The following is a 17,527-nucleotide window of genomic DNA, read 5'->3' as shown; positions in this document are numbered from 1 at the left end:
AACTTTCATTATTCACCGGATCATAACTATTCATTTTGAATTTGATGTACAGACCTTCAAGGTCCTGCAGATGCCCCTTGAGGAGTGCTGTTGCCTTGATCTCAGCAGATTCCAGGTATTCAAGGCGGGTCAGAATCTCCTGAACTCTCTCTTTCCTGGATTGATGTTTTTTCTTCAAGGCCTTCAGGGCCGTCTCTTCTTCTGTGTAAGAACACTCCTTTCCGGCAGAAATGACATCCGGGTGGTGAAGGGCACCGCAGAGAGGGCAGGGCATTCCGTCCTCCAGGGCCTCTGCCAGATCTGATAGAAGCCGGGCCTGGTCTTTTGTCCTGTTTTGCTCTTCCATATGAGTCTGTCGATGGTCAAGCTCTTCGGCTTCTTTCTGGATGCGGTGCATCAGGTCCTTCCTGATCGTGTCGATCGGGCCTCCCGGCAGGGTTTTCCAATCCGGGAACTCTTTCCTCAGGGCGTTCCGGTATTCTGCTGAATCTTCCTGCAGTTCCCGGATGCTGTCTTTCAGTTCCGTCAGTTTCTCATTCAGTCTTTTTGAACGGCCATACCACTCTTCCAGAGGCTTGAGCTCTTCGGCCTCTTCAAGTTGACCTTCCAGATCTGTGATCATCCGATCCTGTTCTTCCAGTCTTTGGATCTTTTTCTGGTGATCTTTTTTCAGGATAATGAGAAGATTCTCCAGCTCTTTCAGCTGTCCGGCGGTTTTTTCCAGAAGCTTTCGTTTGTTTTTTATCTCTTCTGCCGCTTCCAGAGAGTCCCGGTTCCGGCTGAGGTCGGCATAGTTTTCCTGATCTCCCTCTAACCTGAGCCAGTAGGCTTCCTGCTTCTTCATCTTTATTTCGGCAGAGGATATTCGTGATTCCAGCTCTTCCTTCTGTCGGAAAATCTCTCCTTTCTGACGGATCAACTCCTCTTTGGATTTCAGATCCTGCGAGAAGATACGGTCCAGACGGCGGAACCGGTTCAGGTCCTCTTCCCTCTTCCGGATCTCTTCTTTCCGGGATTCCAGTTTCTGGAGCTCGACCTCTATCTTTGCCTGCTCCTGTTTGATCTGGAGGATTTCTTCCAGCTTTTTCAGGCGGTCAGACCGAATTATTCTATCCTTCGACTTGAGGGTGAGGGCCTTCTCCAGGAGAGACAGCTCGGTCTCAAGAGCCTCCAGGTTCTCCCCGGTCAGATTCTGCAGGTCATCCAGTTTTCCTTCCAGAAAAGAGCACTCTTCTCTGCTCCGGGCCAGCAGGATATTGGTCCGGGAGGACAGGTTGAAACGCTCCAGGCCGAAGAGGGTCTCAATCATGGCCGTCCTCTGGGCAGGAGGGAGCATTATGAATTCCTGGAATTTACCCTGGGGAATAATGACGGTCTTTCTAAAGTGCTCATAACTGAGGCCCATAACGGATTCAGCCGAAATACCGCCTCTCATGCCCTCATCGGGAAGAGGCACCCACTCCCCCGATTTTCTGATATACCCCGACCGTTCGGGACTCTGGATCTTTGAAAAATCCTTCTTGTTCCTTTTCGCAGAGACGGTAAAGCGGTAGTCCTCTTTTTTATGGCTGAACTCAAAATCAATAAACAGGGAGGAGGATTGGAGGTTCATGATGTTATAGCCCCTCTGCTCCTTGTCATTGAGTCGTTCAATCTGGCCGTACAGGGCGTAGGTCATGGATTCCAGTACCGCCGATTTACCACTGCCCACGGCACCGAAGACTCCAAAAATCCCTGCCTCGCTGAGGGTCTGAAAATCTATGATCTGCCGGGTTCTGTAGGAGTTGACTCCTTCCATTGTCAGTTTAAGAGGAATCATTCATCCCTCCCGCTGAGAATTTCATCCAGCAAGGTCATCAGCTCTTCTCCCGGGAGGCTGTTCTGGTTGCTGCTGCGGTAATACTCACCGAATACCTCCCGGATGGATTTTCCGGAAAAATTGATGGGGCCAGAAACTCTTTCTTTTCCCCGGGATATCAGTTCGGGGATGATGGCCAGAATCCGATCATGACTCTGAAGAATTTTCTGTTTCTCCGTGCCCGAAAGGTAGGCTTCGGTTTTCATTGTGATTTCCACATAACCCGAGGGATGCCCTTTGAGCCAGTCTACTGCTTCTTCTGTTGAGGTAAAAGTCTTCCTATAGAGGGGCCAGGGGCTCTTCAGGGAACGAAAGTGGAACTTTGCTTTTTTCCCCGGCTGGACATCGATGAGAACCACCGACTTGTCCTCTGATTTTTCACTCAGGCTGTAGGCTCCCGGGCTGCCGGAATACACCGCCGGAACGGGACTTGTTGAAATGGGAAAGCCCCTGTGAAGGTGTCCCAGGGCCATATACTGACAGTTTTGGGGCAAGGATTCACTAAAGATCTGTTCCAGGCCTCCGGGATGAAGAATTGATTTCTCTCCTTCCGGTTCTTCCTCGGTCAGCAGTTCAGAAGAATTTCCCATAAAGAGATGAGCCGCCATCAGGTTGATTCCTTTGGAATCAAAGTACTTTTCAGCCAGAGATTGCCAGTGTCTTGTCAGCACATTTCTCAGGGCTTCTTCCTTGTCTTCCACATCCAGATAGTGTCGCATCCGGGGTTCGCTGGCATAGGGAGTACAGATGATTCTCACCGTTTCCTTTATCCCTTTCATCCCCTCCAGGATGATCATACCCGGATCGGGAAACCGAACACTCAGCCCCGAGTCAAAGAGAATGTCGTCGGGTTGACTCTCGGGATATCCCATAAAGAAGATACCGCACTCCCGGGCCAGTACATCCGGAGCTTCTATATGTTCGGGGGCATCATGATTCCCTGCCAGGGCGATGAGAATCCGTTTGCCTCCCTCTGTCATCCTGTGAAGGCTCTGATAGAGCAGCTCTATGGCTTCATGGGGAGGATTCCAGCTGTCATAAAGATCCCCGGAGAGGAGGATCAGGTCCGGTTTTTCTTCCCTGCATATTTCAAGGATTTCATCCAGAATTTCTTTTTGTTCTTCCAATCGGGACCAGTTCCCCAGTTTTTTCCCAAGGTGCCAATCTGATGTGTGTAGTATTTTCATGGGTTTACGTAAACGTAAGGACTCCTGTGTTGCTGTGTAATCTCTCGGCAATCTCGTACATGTTTGAAATCTGCCCGATCTGTAACCTGTCTCCCGCATTCAAGTAGTCAAGGCATGTGCCGCAGACAAGGAGGGAGACTCCCCGGCCTTCCAGGACTCTCAGGTCTTCCAGGCTCTCTGAATCATCGAGGGTCAGATTGACTCCTGTATTCATAAAAATCAGGTAAGCCGGAGGAATCTCTATCTGGGTGAGGGTGTAGATATAACCCTTCATCAGGAGGCCTCCCAAATCTTTTTTCCCCATGCCGATTCTTTCGCTTGCTATGAGAACCGTATTTCCACCTCCAGTTGCCGGGATGATGGGCGGTATTTCTGCTTTTTCTGTTTCCGGAACAGAATTTTCCTGGTTAGCCAATCCCGGGACAGAGCTGATGGAGAACTCTCCTTCCACGCCGGTTGTTTCCCAGTGGATATCCTGAAATTTCATATGTTTGAGGAAGCGCATGATATTCTCTCTGGCAGGTTCATTGCCGACCAGGACAGTCAGTCTGTCAAATTTCTGGTCGCTTATGACTTGTTTTGTTCTCAGGAGAGGCTTCGGGCAGTCCAGTCCCCTGGCGTCCAGTTTATACTCTTTCATAATGTCTCTTCCCTCCGTTTTCCTGCAGTATCAGATAACATTCGGCAAAGCTCCATTTTGGATCTTTACTGATTTCTTCCCATTTTTCCTCTTCCAGATGCACTTCCAGACTGAAACCGCACTCGGCGAATATTTCAAAGGGAGTGGGAATCAATTTTATCCTATGCTTTAAACTCTTTAGATATTTTTCACCCTTTAACGCCTGGTGGGTCGATTGAAAGGTGAACAAAAACTCATGCATTCAATACTAACCTTTCTGTTCCTTCTTCCGCTCTTCCTACGATTGAGGCCTCCATACCGCATTTTCGGCATTCCTCCAGAAAGGGCAGTCCATCCTTCCCGGGAAGAGCGATCAGCAGTCCTCCCGAGGTTTGAGGATCAAAGATGAGGTCCATGACCTCCGGGGATACGGCTTCCGGATTTTTGATCCGGGACAGACGGAACTCCCTGTTCCGGTAGGTTCCTTCCGGGACCAGGCCCATACTTAAATAATCCATGACTTCCGGGAGGAGGGGCAGTTCGTGAATAAAGAAGTGCAGATCCATCCCGCTGCCCATTGCCATCTCGGCGGCATGACCGGCCAGACCGAAGCCTGTCACATCCGTACAGGCGGAAACATTGTACTGCTTCATCAACTCAGAGGCTTTTTTGTTCAGCATTCTCATGCTCTGTCCCGAGGCTTTGACCGATTGTGGAGAGGCCATCTCTGCCTTCATCGCCGTGTTGATCGTCCCTGTACCCAGAGGCTTGGTCAAGATGAGAATATCCTTGTTTCTGAGAGTATTGTTCCGGATGATCTTATCCGGATGAATCAGGCCATTCACGGAAAACCCGAATTTGAGCTCCCTGTCGCTGACGCTGTGACCCCCCAATAGGGCGGTTTCCGCTTCGATCAGCTTGGATAGCGCTCCTTCCATGATATTCTTCAGGTACTCCAGAGGAAGGTCTTCATCGGGATAGCACAGCACATTCACCGCACTCACCGGCCGGCCCCCCATGGCATAAATATCCGACAGGGCATTGGCGGCGGCGATTTCACCGAAGAGACGGGAGTCATCTACGATGGGGGGAAAAAAATCAATGGTCTGAACAAGGGCGATATCATCGCTGATGCGGTAGACTCCGGCGTCTTCGCTGCCGGAAAAATCTGCCAGGACCTCGGGCCTGCGGGGTTGAGTCAGTCCACAGAGTGCCTTATCCAGCAGAGCAGGCCCCAGTTTGGCTCCACATCCTGAAAATCGGGAATACCCGCTTAATTTTTCCGGGTTTGCCATATGTACTCCTTCAAGGTTGTCATAAATTCATTCAGTTCCCCGTCTGTCGTAAAGAGGCCGGGAGAGAGGCGCAGAGTGCCTCCGGCATCAAAGGTTTTCAGGGTCTTGTGGGCCGAGGGTGAGCATTGCAGCCCCGAGCGTACCGCCATGTTTTTACTGTTTATAAAGGCGGTCAGCTCTGTCAGTGTGCCGATTACTGGAAGGAGGGAGATCACTCTCAAGTAAGAAGGACTTTCTTCCGGAGTCTTCCCTCCGGAGCCTCTCGCGGATGGCCTACCAACAATACGGATACCCTCCAGTTCACTGAGTTCCTCGACGAATCGCTTTGTTCTGTTTTTTGCCTCTAAATGAAGAGACTCGGAATCAATGATGAAATTGAGACTGTGGAGCAGACCAGCCAGGCCAGGGATATTGGGGGTTCCGCTTTCGAACTTATCAGGCATCATGTCAGGCTGTTCTTCCTCTCTGGAGCGGCTGCCCGTGCCGCCCAGGATGAGAGGCATGAGGCGCTCCGGGTCCCGGATGGTGAATCCCCCTGTACCGGAAGGGCCTAGAAGGCCCTTATGCCCGGCAAAACAGAGGAAGTCGATTCCCCATTTTTCCGGGTATAGAGGAATTTCTCCACCACCCTGAGCGGCATCGACACACAGAGGAACACCCTTCTTCCCGGCAAGATACGCCATCTCTTCCAGGGGAAAGATCACTCCGTTCACATTGGAGGCCGCCGTGACCACCAGAAGATCCGGCCTCTGATCCATTTCCTTTTCAAAGGACTTCATGTCGGGGAATCCGCTGTCAGGATCTGAGGGGAAACGTCTCAGACTCAGGTTCCTCTCTCTCTGAAGATGAAGGAGGGGGCGCATCACGCTGTTATGTTCCATGGAGCTGGTCAGGACCTTCTGTCCCGGCTTCAGGAATCCCGAGAGCACTGTATTTAGCGATTCTGTTGCTCCCGAGTTGAAGATGAGAGAGCTGCTGTCCTTCATTGCAAATATCTCTGCCATGGTTTCCCTCAGTTCAAAAAGAATCCTGTCGGCGCTGATCCCGGCAGCATGGGAGCTCCGCCCTGGATTTCCCAGAGGTGCCTCGATAGCCCGGCTCATCGCCTCGGCCAGTCCCGGCGGCTTGGGCCAGCTGGTGGCGGCATTATCAAGATAAATCAATTCTGCCTTCCTGTCAGGAGTCGGGGAGTCAGCTGGAGCAGTGCTTCCAGTACTCCTCCGGCTATAGCCCGGGCCTTGTCTGAGACCTGATGGCAGTAGGTGGTTTCACCCCTGGGGTCAACATCGGCCATCTTCAGACCTTCTTTCACCAGGGTGCCCGGAGCAATCATGCCTCTGACCACACCATCCAGGGGTGAGAGGACTTCAGTCTTTCCAATCCTGGCAAGAACCTCGCCCTTCTTCACAAGGCTCTCAATATCCCGGATCACTTCGATGATCCCTGAAGCCGGAGCTCGAATAACCCGTTCAGACGAGTAGCCGCCAATGGTGCCGGGTATTCCCGTGTCCTTGAGAGCCTGCCCTTTGAGAATGACCTGACCCAGGCTATGCCCCCGGTTGGTTTCGATCACTGCATGAACATCCTCGCCAGCGGTGAATCCAGGACCAAGGCCGATAACAACGGCGGCCATATCCATCCGGGTTCCCAGATTCTTCTTGGCCAGGATGGCATCCACTACGCAAAGGGGCTTGAGTTTTTCAATCCAAAGCCCCTGCGGGTCGGCAAGGATGGGAATCTTCTTTTCTGAAAATGCCCGGCTGATCTCATTCTCGTTTGCCGTTTTGACGGCTTGTATCCCTTCTACCAGGGCTGTTTCAAAACGGAGGGCATCAGCAAAGGAAACAGTCCGGCGGATCACTGTTGGCTGGTTTGTCTCAAGGGCGGCCACCCGGAAGCCACTGTTGTGGAGACGACAGATGACGCCGCTGGCAATGTCTCCTGCTCCTCGGACAATGATGAGGGGTGCCCCTTCAGGGGGAAATGCTTTGGGGAGAAGAGTCATAGATTTTCCGCTGCTCCCAGTGCGGAGCATCATGATTTCCGCCAGGATACTGATGGCAATTTCATGAGGTGTTTCGGCTCCCAGATCCAGGCCTATGGGAGAATATACTCGTTCCAGATCCTTGTCTGAGAATCCGGCCTCACTCATCTTGTTCAGGAACAGGCGGACCTTCCGCTTGCTTCCGAGCATTCCGATGTAGGAGCTCTCTGTCCGGAGTGCCGCGGCCAGGGCCGTTTCATCATGATTGTGGGTGGCTATGATCAGGGAGGTACCACTGTCGATCAAGCCCCTTGCAAGAGCTTCGCTGAACAGGGCAGACGAGTCGGGCTCACAAATATGATCCAGGGCCCTGGGGAATCGCTCTCTGGAGGCTATCTCCGGACGGCTGTCGGCAACCACATAGGGGTAGTCCAGCTTCTCCGCCAGCTCTGCCAGAGCCAGATTGACATGGCCGCCACCGGCAAGGAACAGGGCAGGCCGGGGCAGAAAGACTTCGATAAAGAACTCCATGTTACCCCCACAGACCATGTTGATGCTCCGGGATGATGTACCGCTGTCCAGTTTGTAGCTGACCGAACGGGAAACTCCGGCTTTCAGGCATTTCAAGCCTTCCTCTATCACGAGCTTTTCTGCGGGACCGCCGCCGATGGTCCCCAATATTGATCCGTCATTCAGGAGGATCATCCGTCCCGAGTTCCTGGGTGCTGAACCCTCACTGGCTGTGATGGTGATCAGCGCGAATGACCTGTTCTGTTTTTCAAGCTCTGCGGCTTTGGTAAATAAGGACATTGGGGCTCCTTGCTCCGATTCTTCCGGATATCCAGGCATAAGAACAGTCGAATGATCAGGTCCTGAATAAATTTAATTTTAGTGATACCCCCAGGAAATTTATCGAGGGGATCTCCTGTCTGAATCTGTCTAACAGCAGGTCTATTTCATATCTGGAATCCAGACAGTCTGTTTTATTAAAAACCACAGTCTTTTCCGCTCCTTTGGGAGCATTCTGAAAAAGTCCCTCGGGATGTCTTATCAGCTCCAGAAGGCACTCCGGGTCAACCCGTTTCTGCTCCCTCCTGCAGAATCGTTTTTGGAACAGATCAGAACAATGTACCCAGGGGGATTCTATTTTTTTTCCCAGAGCATCCAGACCGATACACCCCAGGACTCTGTTTACTGATCCGGGAATAACCGGTTCTCCCTCCCGGGGAGCCTTGACCGGTCTGCCTGCGGCGCCATCCGCCTCGATAACCAGAATAGGCCAGACTTCCAGACTTTTCCAGCTCTCAATCCTCTTGTTTGACAAGCCCTGTACTTTGGGATTGTCACCGGGGATCCTTCCTGCTGCCACAAAACAGCTTTCAGCCTCAGATTCAGGCACCGGGCAGTCCTCTCCCTGCCAGTCCGTCAGCAGGCGATGGAAGGGGTGGTTTTCCATTGTTGGATCAAACATCTTTGTGGTTGTTGTATACAGGCCCAGGCCCAGGAGGTTCTCCCCGGCCAGAGTATAGAGGATACTGGTCTTTCCTCCGCCTCCCACCAGAGCCAGGCGGTTACCTCTTTTCAGGTTCAGGAGGGCAGATAAGAGTTGTTGTCTCTGTCTCATTTTACGGCCTTGTCATCCATTTTCCAGGGTCTATCAGGGGGCAGAGAACAAGAGAATACATATTTCCCTTTTTATCCTGCCATCGGGAGATAATATAGGCCTGCCGGATGGTTCCTGAGGCCCTGGTTGTGATGATACTTCCTGACCAGGAGGCTCTACCGGTCTGCCAGTCTCTCTGTGTGGTTTCCAGTGATCCGGAGCGCTGTTCCAGAAGAGTCGCCAGAGCATTTTTGTCAGCCTGCTGTATGGTCCGTTCCAGATACCGTCTCGGACCGGTGAAGCCGACAGCACTCTGAAAGCCCTTCAGCTTCAGTGCCTGGAGGGTCCAATCCGGCTGCTTTGATATGTCCCTGGAGGCTGTGAATATAAAGTCCGGGATTTGGTCAGGGGTATAGGAAAAGAGGGCGCATGTCCCTTCTTCTGTCTGTATTTTTTCTTCCAGAACAAGTGACTCTTCCAGGGATGAGGCCAGGTCGCTATTGTAGGCAATATCACCGGCTTCCCAGAACTTGGTATTATTGTTTCTATTTTCTGTCTGGACATAACTGACGCCGTTGATGGCGTTGTACCGTGAAAGCTGAGCTGCCGCTTCCTGCCGGCAGCTTTCAAGTTCTCTGTCCCTGTATTGTTCTCTTGTGACAGCGCTGAAAAAGAACAGCTTCCCTTCCCGGGGAGAAAGATCCGCCATGAGAGAGCTGATTCTGTCTTGTTTCGATCTGTTTAATCTCTCTGTGTATGAGCTTCCCCCCAGGGAAGAACAGGAGAGAAATAAAGAGAACAGAGACAGAAACAAGAGGAGCCTCATATTGCTTCTGCCTGTTTCTTTTCTTTCTTGCTTGAAGGGGTGATCATGGTTTTTTAAATATACCATATCCACCTTCAATGGGAACAGCATTGCTGGAATTCCAGGGACTATTCGGTTCCTCTGGTTTTCTCTCCCTTTCTGTTCTTTCGGATTGTCTCCATCAATTCCTGATATTCTTCCTGAGCCTTCAGTTTTGCATCACGACTGAGGGACTCAAAGTTCTCCTGGATTTTCCATTCTTCATTGTTTTCGACAGGCATGAGCAGGGCGGCCAGTAGATAGAAAGCCAGGACAAACCATGTCCGAAAGAGCAAGGCTGTAATGATGAAGAGTAATCTAAAATATTTGGCTGGAATCCCCAGGGATTCTGCCAAACCATCACATACTCCTAAAAAGAGACCATTGTGAGATCTGTGAATTTCCATATTTTTCCTCCAGGCTTAATTCATTTCTTTCTTTCTTGAATACTATAGGTGCAATAAGTATACCAAAATGACCTCTCTCAAGGATAAAAGGGTCTCAGAGAGCATAATGAAGAGATATTGGTTGAATCCGCCGAAAGTAGGCTTTTTAAGCCACTTTTCTTTTAAGTCTTCTATCTACTCCGGCAAAAGCCCTGTCTGCAAAGAAAGCCAGAAGAGCGGCACAGAGGGCTCCAGTGAATATATAGGCACCATTGTTGTGTATCAGTCCTGCCATCAGGACATTGCCCAGTCCTCCGGCTCCGGCCACTGCCCCGATAGTGGCTGTCCCTATGTTGATGATTGTACTGGTTCTAATCCCCGCCAGAATCACCGCTGCAGCCAGGGGGATTTCTGTTCTGATCAGAATCTGCCCTTCCTTCATCCCCAGTCCTCTGGAGGCATCAATGAGATCTTTCGGTACACTCCCCAGACCGCTCACGGTGTTGCTGATAATGGGGAAGGAGCTGTATAGAAAGAGAGCGATAATCACCGGTTTAAATCCGTATCCCGCCAGTGGAATCGCCAGGGCCAGGACGGCAGTAGGTGGAAATGTCTGAACCATGGATGCCAGAGATTGAACCAGTGGAAGGTAGGCTTTTCCCCGGGGACGGGTCACAAAAATCCCGAGGCCCGTCCCCAGAAGGATGGCCAGAGACTCAGAGACAATCACCACAAAAATATGCTCTAAGAGGAGACGGGAGAGAGAAGACCGGCTGTATAACCTGTCGGGCTCGGAGGGGAAGAGTATTCTCAGTAGGGACAAGGCAAAATCCGGGAGGAAGATAAAAAGGAGAAAAAATACTCCTATCAGGATTAATGCTGTCTTCTGGAATTTACTCTTCATGGTTTTTCTTCTTCCTGAATTCCCAGGGCTTCAATCGTCTTTCGATCCAGGTATCCCCGGGAACCAGATTCTTTGTTTTCTACAGGAAGCCTGTCCAGTCCGGTTTCAAGCATAAGAGAGAGGGCTGTTTTAAGGCTGTCGGTGCCGGACAGGAAGGGAGTGGACAGGGGCGGATTGTTCTCCCATCCCTCTTTAGTCATGAAATTTTCAGCAAGATAGTAATTGAGAAGTTTCAGGATACGATCGGAGCCGACAAATTCCTTAATGAAATCATTGCGGGGATGTCCCAGAATCTCTGCAGGACTGCCGGTCTGTTGAATGACGCCTTCCTTGAGAACTGTAATATGATCGCCCAGACGGACTGCTTCTTCCAGGTCATGGGTGACAAAGACAACTGTTTTTTTCAGCTTCCTCTGAATGGAGATGAATTCATTCTGCAGGGATTCTCTGTTGAGGGGGTCCACTGCCCCGAAAGGTTCGTCCATTAATAGAAAGGGCGGGTCTGCCGCCAGGGCTCTGGCCACACCGATCCTTTGTGCCTCTCCCCCTGAAAGCTGAAAAGGAAACTTGTTCCTGTACCGCCCGGGTTCCAGTCCAATCATGTCCAGCAGTTCCAGGGTTCGGTTTTCCTTTTTCTGCATCGTCCATTTCAGCAGGTCCGGGACAAGGGAAATATTTTCTTCTACAGTCATATGGGGCAACAGGGCAATGCTTTGAATCACATAACCCATGCTCCTCCTGAGTCCTTCACTATTCATCTCCCTGATATCCTGACCGTCAATACGGATGGTTCCTTCCTCAGGAATGATCAGCTTGTTGATCAAGCGGAGGGTGGTTGACTTTCCGCAGCCTGACGGTCCCAGGAGTATGCTGGTCTTGCCCTGGGGAAGCTTCATATCGATACGGTCCAGCGCCTTGTGAGACCCGTACCATTTGCTGACGTTTTCAAATTGAATCATAGAGTGTCTCCAGGCCTTTTGGTGTGAATAGTTTAACGAGCAGGCCCATCAGTTTGTCCAGAACAATCACCAGGAGCATGATGGGAATCACTCCCATTAGAATCAGATCGGGGGCCGCCTGCTCCAGGCCGCGAAACACAAAAAAACCCAGGCCGCCGGCCCCGATAAGGGCTGCTACTGTGGCATTTCCGGTCGTCTGCACCATGGCTACCCTGATTCCGCTGAGTATGACGGGCAGGCCGATGGGCAGCTCAATCCTGAAAAACAGCTGCCCTGGAGTCATCCCCATGCCTCGGCCGGCATCAAGAAGGCGGTCTTCAATCACGCTCAAGCTGGTATAGGTATTCCGGACAATGGGCAGGAGAGCGTAAAGGGTGAGGGCGATTATGGCGGGTGTCTGGCCGACACCTTTAAACCCCATCTCCCTGAGAGCGGGATAACGGAAGGACAACCAGGCCAGGGGCGGAATCAACAATCCAAAGAGGGCCAGAGAGGGGATAGTCTGGAGTGAGTTGATCACTCCGAAAATGGAGGCAGTTGTTTTTTTGTTCTTCCAGGCCAGTATCCCCATAGGAATCCCGATGATTACCGCCTGACTGACAGAGCGCAGGGTGATGTAGAGGTGCCCGCCCAGTTCTGTCCGAAAGCGGCGTTTCTCATTTTCAAATTCTTTGAAAATACCCAGATCCGACAGGCTGCCACTGAAAACAAAGAAGGATATTAGAATCCAGGGAAGAATGTGCAGCAGTTTTTCTCCCCGGGATTGTCCTGTACCCCCCCCTGCATTGATTAAAAGATAAGAGGATAACAAAAGGAGCCAGGCTCCTGTTGAAGGACTGATGCGGCCATAGGGATACTGATCTATCGGGTAAATAATCCCCCATTGGGACAGGGCGAGCAGTGTCAGCCCCATAAGAACTATACCTGCCCCTTTGAGGGTTCTGTCCATGAGTGTCCCGGATAGGTTTTTCAGTCTGCACATGAGAAATACTATTAATAACAGGAGGAGGATGAGCCCCCAAAGCCAGGGGGAAGTAGACTGAAAGAGCCTATGCCCTGTGCCTTCAACCACCCGGTTTTCTTTGAGGACGATGAAGTTAAAAAAAACCGCGGCAACCCCGGTGATTATTCCCGGAGCCGCCGCTTTTCCAGAATCAGGTTTTAGTTCTTCAGACATTCTTTTTAGTCTATGAACCCGTTCTCTTTCAGATATTCTTCGGCCACATCCGCAGCATTCCTTCCTTCCACTGCTATGCTTGAGTTCAGAGTCTGCAGGGTGACAAGGTCCAGAGATTCAAACACATTTTTCAAAAGATTTTCAATCTCAGGATACTTTATATAAACTTCAGACCTGATGATGGGGGCCGGTTCATACACAGGTTGTACTCCCAGGGAATCTTCCAGAACCACCAGCCCCAAAGCCGCCAGCTGGCCGTCTGTTCCATAAGCCATGGCCGCATTGACTCCCTCTGTCTTCCGTGCTGCCGCCTGTTCTGTTTGTGAGGTGTTTCCACCCGCCAGTATCAGGAGCTGCTTATTCTCCAGCTTGAAACCGTAAGCCTTTTCAAAGGCCGGCAGAGAATCCGGACGTGAGGCAAATTCTTCGGATCCTGCCAGTTTCAGCTCGCCCCCTCTGTTCACATAGGCCGCCAGATCTTCCAGACTTTTCAGCCCTTCCGATTCGGCAAGGTCCTGTCGGACACAGATAGCCCAGGTATTGTTGGCCGGTGCCGGAGTCAGCCAGACCAGTTTGTTTGTTTCAAAGTCCAGCTTTTTGACCTGTTCAAATCCTTTCTGCCGATCCTTCCAGAGCTCCGAATCACTCTGATTAAAAAAGAAGGCTCCGTTTCCCGTATAGTCTGGATATATGTCAATCTCTCCGCTGATGATGGCCCGGCGGACCACGTCGGTGGGACCGAATGAAATCTTATCCACTACTTCAAATCCGCCGTTTTCCAATACGAGACGGATGATATTGCCCAGCAGGGCACCTTCTGTATCTATTTTTGAAGCGACCAGAATCGGTCCTTTAACCATATCCGGAGCATCTATTGTTTCCTGTTTGCCTGTGGCAAACAGAGCTGTGCTCAATAGGGACAGGATTAATAATATATGAATTCTTTTTTGTTTCATCTTAAACTCCCTGATAATGAGTATAGGAAAAGTAAAATGAGGATTCCATTAAATTTAGTCATGATGTTGTTCTATCTGATAATTTTCTGATTTGTCATCAAATTAGTGAAGACCTTCGGGAAAGCATTAAGACGGCGATGGGCAAGGTGCCCCGTATCCTGATTACGGTGAATGTTTTTGGATTTTTTATAGGGCCATTGCCAGTAATATGATTGCCATTATGGTAGCTGGACGTCAGATGGACTGGCTTCTTTTTATTTTGACAATTGTTTATAATATTTCAATCGGTCTGATGGCCAGTCTGATGGAACTTTCCATCAGCAACCCTCTGTTTCAACCATTACATATTCATTATAAATCCGGCCCGGAAATGGAGTTGATCAAGGAAGCATGCTCCGGGCCGGAGAAAAGGATCAGGCTTTTCCAGCCTTTCTCTTGATGAAATACCCTCTGAGCAGGGGGTAGAAGATGGAAATGATGGTTAATGTGAACAGGATCAGGCAGATGGGAGAGCCAAAGAAGATGCCCACGTCTCCGTCTGCAATCTTATAGGCTCTTCGGAAAGACTGCTCCATATTGTTCCCGACGATGACCGCCAGGATCATAGGTGTTGTCGGGAATTTTGCCTTACTCATGAAATATCCCACCAGTCCGAAAATGACCAGTATGTAAAAATCCATGACACTGTAGCTGATGGCATAGGCTCCCACAAAAGACAGACCCAGTACAATGGGGTAGAGGATCTTGGGAGGAACGGACAGGACACGAACCAGAACACCCGCCAATGGAATGTTTATGACCGCCAGGATGATGTTTCCGATGAACATACTGGCAATGAGACCCCAGACAATCAGGGGCTGCTGCTGAAAGAGCATCGGCCCGGGCTGCTGACCCAGAAGGAGAAGGGCTCCCATCATGACGGCGGTGGTTCCCGAACCGGGGATTCCCAGGGTCAGCATGGGGATCATGGCTCCTACAGAGGCCGCATTATTGGCCGACTCGGGAGCTGCAAGGCCCTCTATGGCCCCCTCTCCGAATTCCTCAGGATGTTTGGATAACTGCTTTTCGTTGTTGTAAGCCATGAGAGAGGCCATGGTTCCTCCGGCTCCCGGGAGGGCACCCACGAAGAATCCGAGGGGGGCACTTCTCAGGATCGGCCATACAGAACGTTTCCAGTCTTCCATGCTGATCCAGATCTTTCCAAAGTTCGTCTGAACCTTGGCTTTCCCCGAATCGATATTCTTGAAGCTTTTGAACACCTCTCCCAGAGCATAGACGGCGATGATGATGATGAGGAAGTCGATGCCGCTCTGCAGCTCCAGGATGCCCATGGAAAATCGGATGACGCCGGACTGGCCGTCAATACCAATGGTAGCGATCATCAGTCCAAAAATCGTTGCTATAAAACCTTTGAGACGGTTGCCTTCTGACATGGCTGCCGTTGCAGACAGGGCAAACAGGAAGAGCATAAAGTATTCCGCCGGGCCGAATTTAAGAGCGAATCTGGCAACAGGGATGGCGATGGCCACCATACAGACGGTCGCAAATATACCACCGAAAAAGGAGGATATCGCCGAGATGGCAAGAGCCGATTCTGCCCGCCCCTGTTGTGTCATGGGGTAGCCGTCAAATGTCGCGGCAACCGCCGCACCATCCCCGGGGGTGTTGATCAGTATGGATGCCCTTGAGCCTCCGAACATGGCTCCGTAATAAACACCGCCCATGGTGATGAGTGCGGCGGTAGGGCCCATGGAAAATGTCAGCGGCAGAAGAACGGCCACACCCGTGGCCGGGCCCAGTCCGGGAAGCATGCCGATGATGGTTCCCAGAAGACCGCCTATGGTGACCCACATGAGATTAGCAGGGGTCAGGGCTACCATGAATCCGTCCAGCAAAAATCCTAATGTATCCATCGATTGCTCCTCAGATCCATAGTCCGGGTGTTAAGGGAAGGAAAACACCCAGGACTTTTGAAAATATAATATAGATAAACAGACTGAAGACCAGAGCCACAGCCGTATTCACTTTCCAGTTTTCTTTTCCATTGAATAAAATCAGTTCCAGTTCCAGAAAAATAATGGTACTGATGACATAGCCGGCCTTGTTAAAAATCAGGGCATACAGCACGGCAAATACACAGGTCATCAGGATTTTATTGAAACCGGATTCTTTATAAAAGGGTGGGGCCGACTCTTTTTCATTCTTTCCACGGACTTCTTTCAGTTCTCGGGCAATCAGACCGAGGGACAGTACAAGAAGAATGAATCCCAGCATAAAAGGGAAAATTTTCGGCTCATATGCCCGGCCTATGGAAGCATCGGGCAGCATGACGGTGGCCGTCGTATACACCAGACCCAGCACAAAAAAAAGCAGGGATGGTAAAACAGATAAACTCACGGTTTCCTCCAATCGGCACAGCCTTCAAAGCTTCCGGGTTTCAATCCAGGGGGATTGTCCGGAAGCCTGGGCTGTCCTTTAAGAAATTATTTGATCATTCCGATATCGGTCAGGATTGATTTGTAGTTTTCATAGTCCTGTCCAAGGAAGGCTTCGAACTCGGGAGCATCCTGATAGGCATCGTCCCATCCGTTGAGTTCTCTGGCTGCATCCCACTCGGGAGTTACCACCAGTTTCGCCAGTGTCTCTCTCCAGAAGTTTACGGCGTAATCGGGCATTTCGGGAGCACCGAAGAGACCCCGCCAGTTGACGAATGTGGCGTCAATTCCCTGCTCAATACAGCTGGGGATATCGGCTACAACACCCTCACCCACACGGTGGTCTGAAGTCTGTGCCAGGGCTCTCAGGTCACCGCTTTCGATGAGTCCCATAACTTCGGACAGTCCGGTGGAGAAGAGGTCAATGTGTCCACCCAGAACCTGTGCGGTGGCGGAGTCGTCAAAGCTGATATAGTCAATCTGATTCAGAGCGCTGATTCCTGCGGCCTTGGCCATGATCAGAAACTGGACATGATCCATTGAGCCGACAGAGGAAACACCACCGACTTTGACGCTTTTAGGATTCTTTTTCAGGGCATCCATAACATCGTTCAAGGATTGGTAGGGAGAATCTGCTGCCACAACAAAGACGGCATAATCTGCAATCAAACGGGCCAGTGGAGTCACGTCTTTGTGACCCAGTTCGGTTGTTCCATTGAGGTTTGTCAGGAGAAGGGGTGCAGAATAGACGGTGATGATTTTATCAGAGTCTTTCTTTTCCTGAAGACTGGCTAGGTGTACAGATCCTCCGGCTCCGGGATTGTTTCTGACAGGCATTGGTATCTTGACCAGTCCTGTGTCTTTTAAGGCCTTGGCAGTTGTTCTGATGGTTAAATCCCATCCTCCTCCGGCTCCGCCGGGGGCAACAAAATCAAACATACCCTTGGGGTATGCAATGTTTCCAGCATCCTTCTGTCCCTCGGCGTTGAGGCCGAATGATAAAATTATTAATAACATCAGTACCAGGGAAGTTGCTCTTCCTTTATTCATAAGAATCTCCTTTTTTTTCCCAGATGGGAATGAATTAAGTAGTCACATAAAGACCAGAACCGGTCTTTATGTGACTATTGTAGGGTGGGATCCCGAAGCTGGGATGTAGGAGAGGAATGGAAAACCCTGTAGGAATCATCCTACGCAGAGTGTCTGATTCTTAGTTCTGGGATATGAGGTTATGTTTTACCGCATAATAGATTAACTGTGAATTGTTTTTCAGGTTCATCTTCTGCAGCAGCCTGGCTCTATAGGTACTGACGGTTTTGA

The 17,527-nt window shown here is 50.6% G+C and carries 19 protein-coding genes; 1 reads left to right on the top strand and 18 read right to left on the bottom strand.

The annotated features are described in order from the left end of the window. From PF479_RS15630 to PF479_RS15565, 14 genes are all read right to left on the bottom strand, one after another. Positions 1–1,819, bottom strand: a 1,819-nt coding sequence (locus PF479_RS15630) for an SMC family ATPase (protein WP_298008305.1), incomplete at its 3' end; no start/stop codon positions are given. Then, the gene (locus tag PF479_RS15625; protein ID WP_298008300.1) at positions 1,816–3,045 is read right to left on the bottom strand and encodes an exonuclease subunit SbcD; all 1,230 of its coding nucleotides are present in this window, start codon (positions 3,043–3,045) and stop codon (positions 1,816–1,818) included. The genes PF479_RS15630 and PF479_RS15625, both read right to left, overlap by 4 nt. Positions 3,046–3,049: 4 nt before the next feature. Then, complete coding sequence (gene yedF, locus PF479_RS15620) at positions 3,050–3,685, bottom strand: sulfurtransferase-like selenium metabolism protein YedF (RefSeq protein WP_298008298.1); 636 nt, start codon at positions 3,683–3,685, stop codon at positions 3,050–3,052. Next, complete coding sequence (locus PF479_RS15615) at positions 3,672–3,926, bottom strand: DUF3343 domain-containing protein (RefSeq protein WP_298008296.1); 255 nt, start codon at positions 3,924–3,926, stop codon at positions 3,672–3,674. Before PF479_RS15615 ends, yedF begins: the two co-directional genes overlap by 14 nt. Continuing rightward, complete coding sequence (selD, locus tag PF479_RS15610; RefSeq protein ID WP_298008293.1) at positions 3,919–4,959, bottom strand: selenide, water dikinase SelD; 1,041 nt, start codon at positions 4,957–4,959, stop codon at positions 3,919–3,921. The genes PF479_RS15615 and selD overlap by 8 nt, the downstream gene beginning before the upstream one ends. After that, positions 4,938–6,122 (bottom strand): aminotransferase class V-fold PLP-dependent enzyme, encoded by a 1,185-nt coding sequence (locus PF479_RS15605; RefSeq protein WP_298008290.1) that lies wholly within the window; start codon positions 6,120–6,122, stop codon positions 4,938–4,940. The genes selD and PF479_RS15605 overlap by 22 nt, the downstream gene beginning before the upstream one ends. Next, on the bottom strand, positions 6,119–7,753 hold the full coding sequence (yqeB, locus tag PF479_RS15600; RefSeq protein WP_298008287.1) for a selenium-dependent molybdenum cofactor biosynthesis protein YqeB: 1,635 nt from the start codon (positions 7,751–7,753) through the stop codon (positions 6,119–6,121). Before yqeB ends, PF479_RS15605 begins: the two co-directional genes overlap by 4 nt. 55 nt (positions 7,754–7,808) lie before the next feature. Further along, a complete protein-coding gene (gene yqeC / locus PF479_RS15595; protein ID WP_298008285.1) occupies positions 7,809–8,567 on the bottom strand; it encodes a selenium cofactor biosynthesis protein YqeC in 759 nt (252 codons plus the stop codon). Position 8,568: 1 nt separating this feature from the next. Continuing rightward, positions 8,569–9,438, bottom strand: a complete 870-nt coding sequence (locus PF479_RS15590) for a hypothetical protein (protein ID WP_298008283.1) — start codon at positions 9,436–9,438, stop codon at positions 8,569–8,571. A gap of 41 nt (positions 9,439–9,479) precedes the next feature. After that, positions 9,480–9,797, bottom strand: coding sequence for a PspC domain-containing protein (locus tag PF479_RS15585; protein ID WP_298008260.1), 318 nt, complete (start codon positions 9,795–9,797; stop codon positions 9,480–9,482). 145 nt (positions 9,798–9,942) lie between these two features. Further along, complete coding sequence (locus PF479_RS15580; RefSeq protein ID WP_298008259.1) at positions 9,943–10,680, bottom strand: ABC transporter permease; 738 nt, start codon at positions 10,678–10,680, stop codon at positions 9,943–9,945. Further along, a complete protein-coding gene (locus tag PF479_RS15575; RefSeq protein ID WP_298008257.1) occupies positions 10,677–11,639 on the bottom strand; it encodes an ABC transporter ATP-binding protein in 963 nt (320 codons plus the stop codon). The genes PF479_RS15580 and PF479_RS15575 overlap by 4 nt, the downstream gene beginning before the upstream one ends. Beyond that, positions 11,626–12,816, bottom strand: a complete 1,191-nt coding sequence (locus tag PF479_RS15570; RefSeq protein ID WP_298008255.1) for an ABC transporter permease — start codon at positions 12,814–12,816, stop codon at positions 11,626–11,628. Before PF479_RS15570 ends, PF479_RS15575 begins: the two co-directional genes overlap by 14 nt. Positions 12,817–12,821: 5 nt before the next feature. Then, positions 12,822–13,772 carry an ABC transporter substrate-binding protein gene (locus PF479_RS15565; protein ID WP_298008253.1) on the bottom strand — a complete coding sequence of 317 codons (951 nt, stop codon included), beginning with the start codon at positions 13,770–13,772 and terminating at the stop codon, positions 12,822–12,824. Positions 13,773–13,992: 220 nt separating this feature from the next. On the opposite strand from PF479_RS15565, the gene PF479_RS15560 reads away from it, so the two are divergent. After that, the gene (locus tag PF479_RS15560) at positions 13,993–14,211 is read left to right on the top strand and encodes a hypothetical protein (protein ID WP_298008251.1); all 219 of its coding nucleotides are present in this window, start codon (positions 13,993–13,995) and stop codon (positions 14,209–14,211) included. Here PF479_RS15560 and PF479_RS15555 read toward each other — a convergent pair. The 4 genes from PF479_RS15555 to PF479_RS15540 all read right to left on the bottom strand — a co-directional run. Next, entirely contained in the window at positions 14,186–15,685 is a 1,500-nt protein-coding gene (locus PF479_RS15555; RefSeq protein WP_298008249.1) for a tripartite tricarboxylate transporter permease, read from the bottom strand. The two genes, PF479_RS15560 and PF479_RS15555, sit on opposite strands and share 26 nt — an antisense overlap. Before the next feature lie 10 nt (positions 15,686–15,695). Continuing rightward, positions 15,696–16,169, bottom strand: coding sequence for a tripartite tricarboxylate transporter TctB family protein (locus PF479_RS15550; RefSeq protein WP_298008247.1), 474 nt, complete (start codon positions 16,167–16,169; stop codon positions 15,696–15,698). Positions 16,170–16,255: 86 nt separating this feature from the next. Next, positions 16,256–17,257, bottom strand: a complete 1,002-nt coding sequence (locus tag PF479_RS15545; RefSeq protein ID WP_298008246.1) for a tripartite tricarboxylate transporter substrate binding protein — start codon at positions 17,255–17,257, stop codon at positions 16,256–16,258. 160 nt (positions 17,258–17,417) lie between these two features. Next, positions 17,418–17,527 (bottom strand): LuxR C-terminal-related transcriptional regulator (locus tag PF479_RS15540; protein WP_298008308.1); only part of this gene is annotated, 110 nt, incomplete at its 5' end.

Source organism: Oceanispirochaeta sp. (assembly GCF_027859075.1).
Taxonomy (GTDB): domain Bacteria; phylum Spirochaetota; class Spirochaetia; order DSM-2461; family DSM-2461; genus Oceanispirochaeta.
Note: the sequence above shows the minus strand (reverse complement) of the source record. Positions and strands in the feature narration are given on the sequence as shown.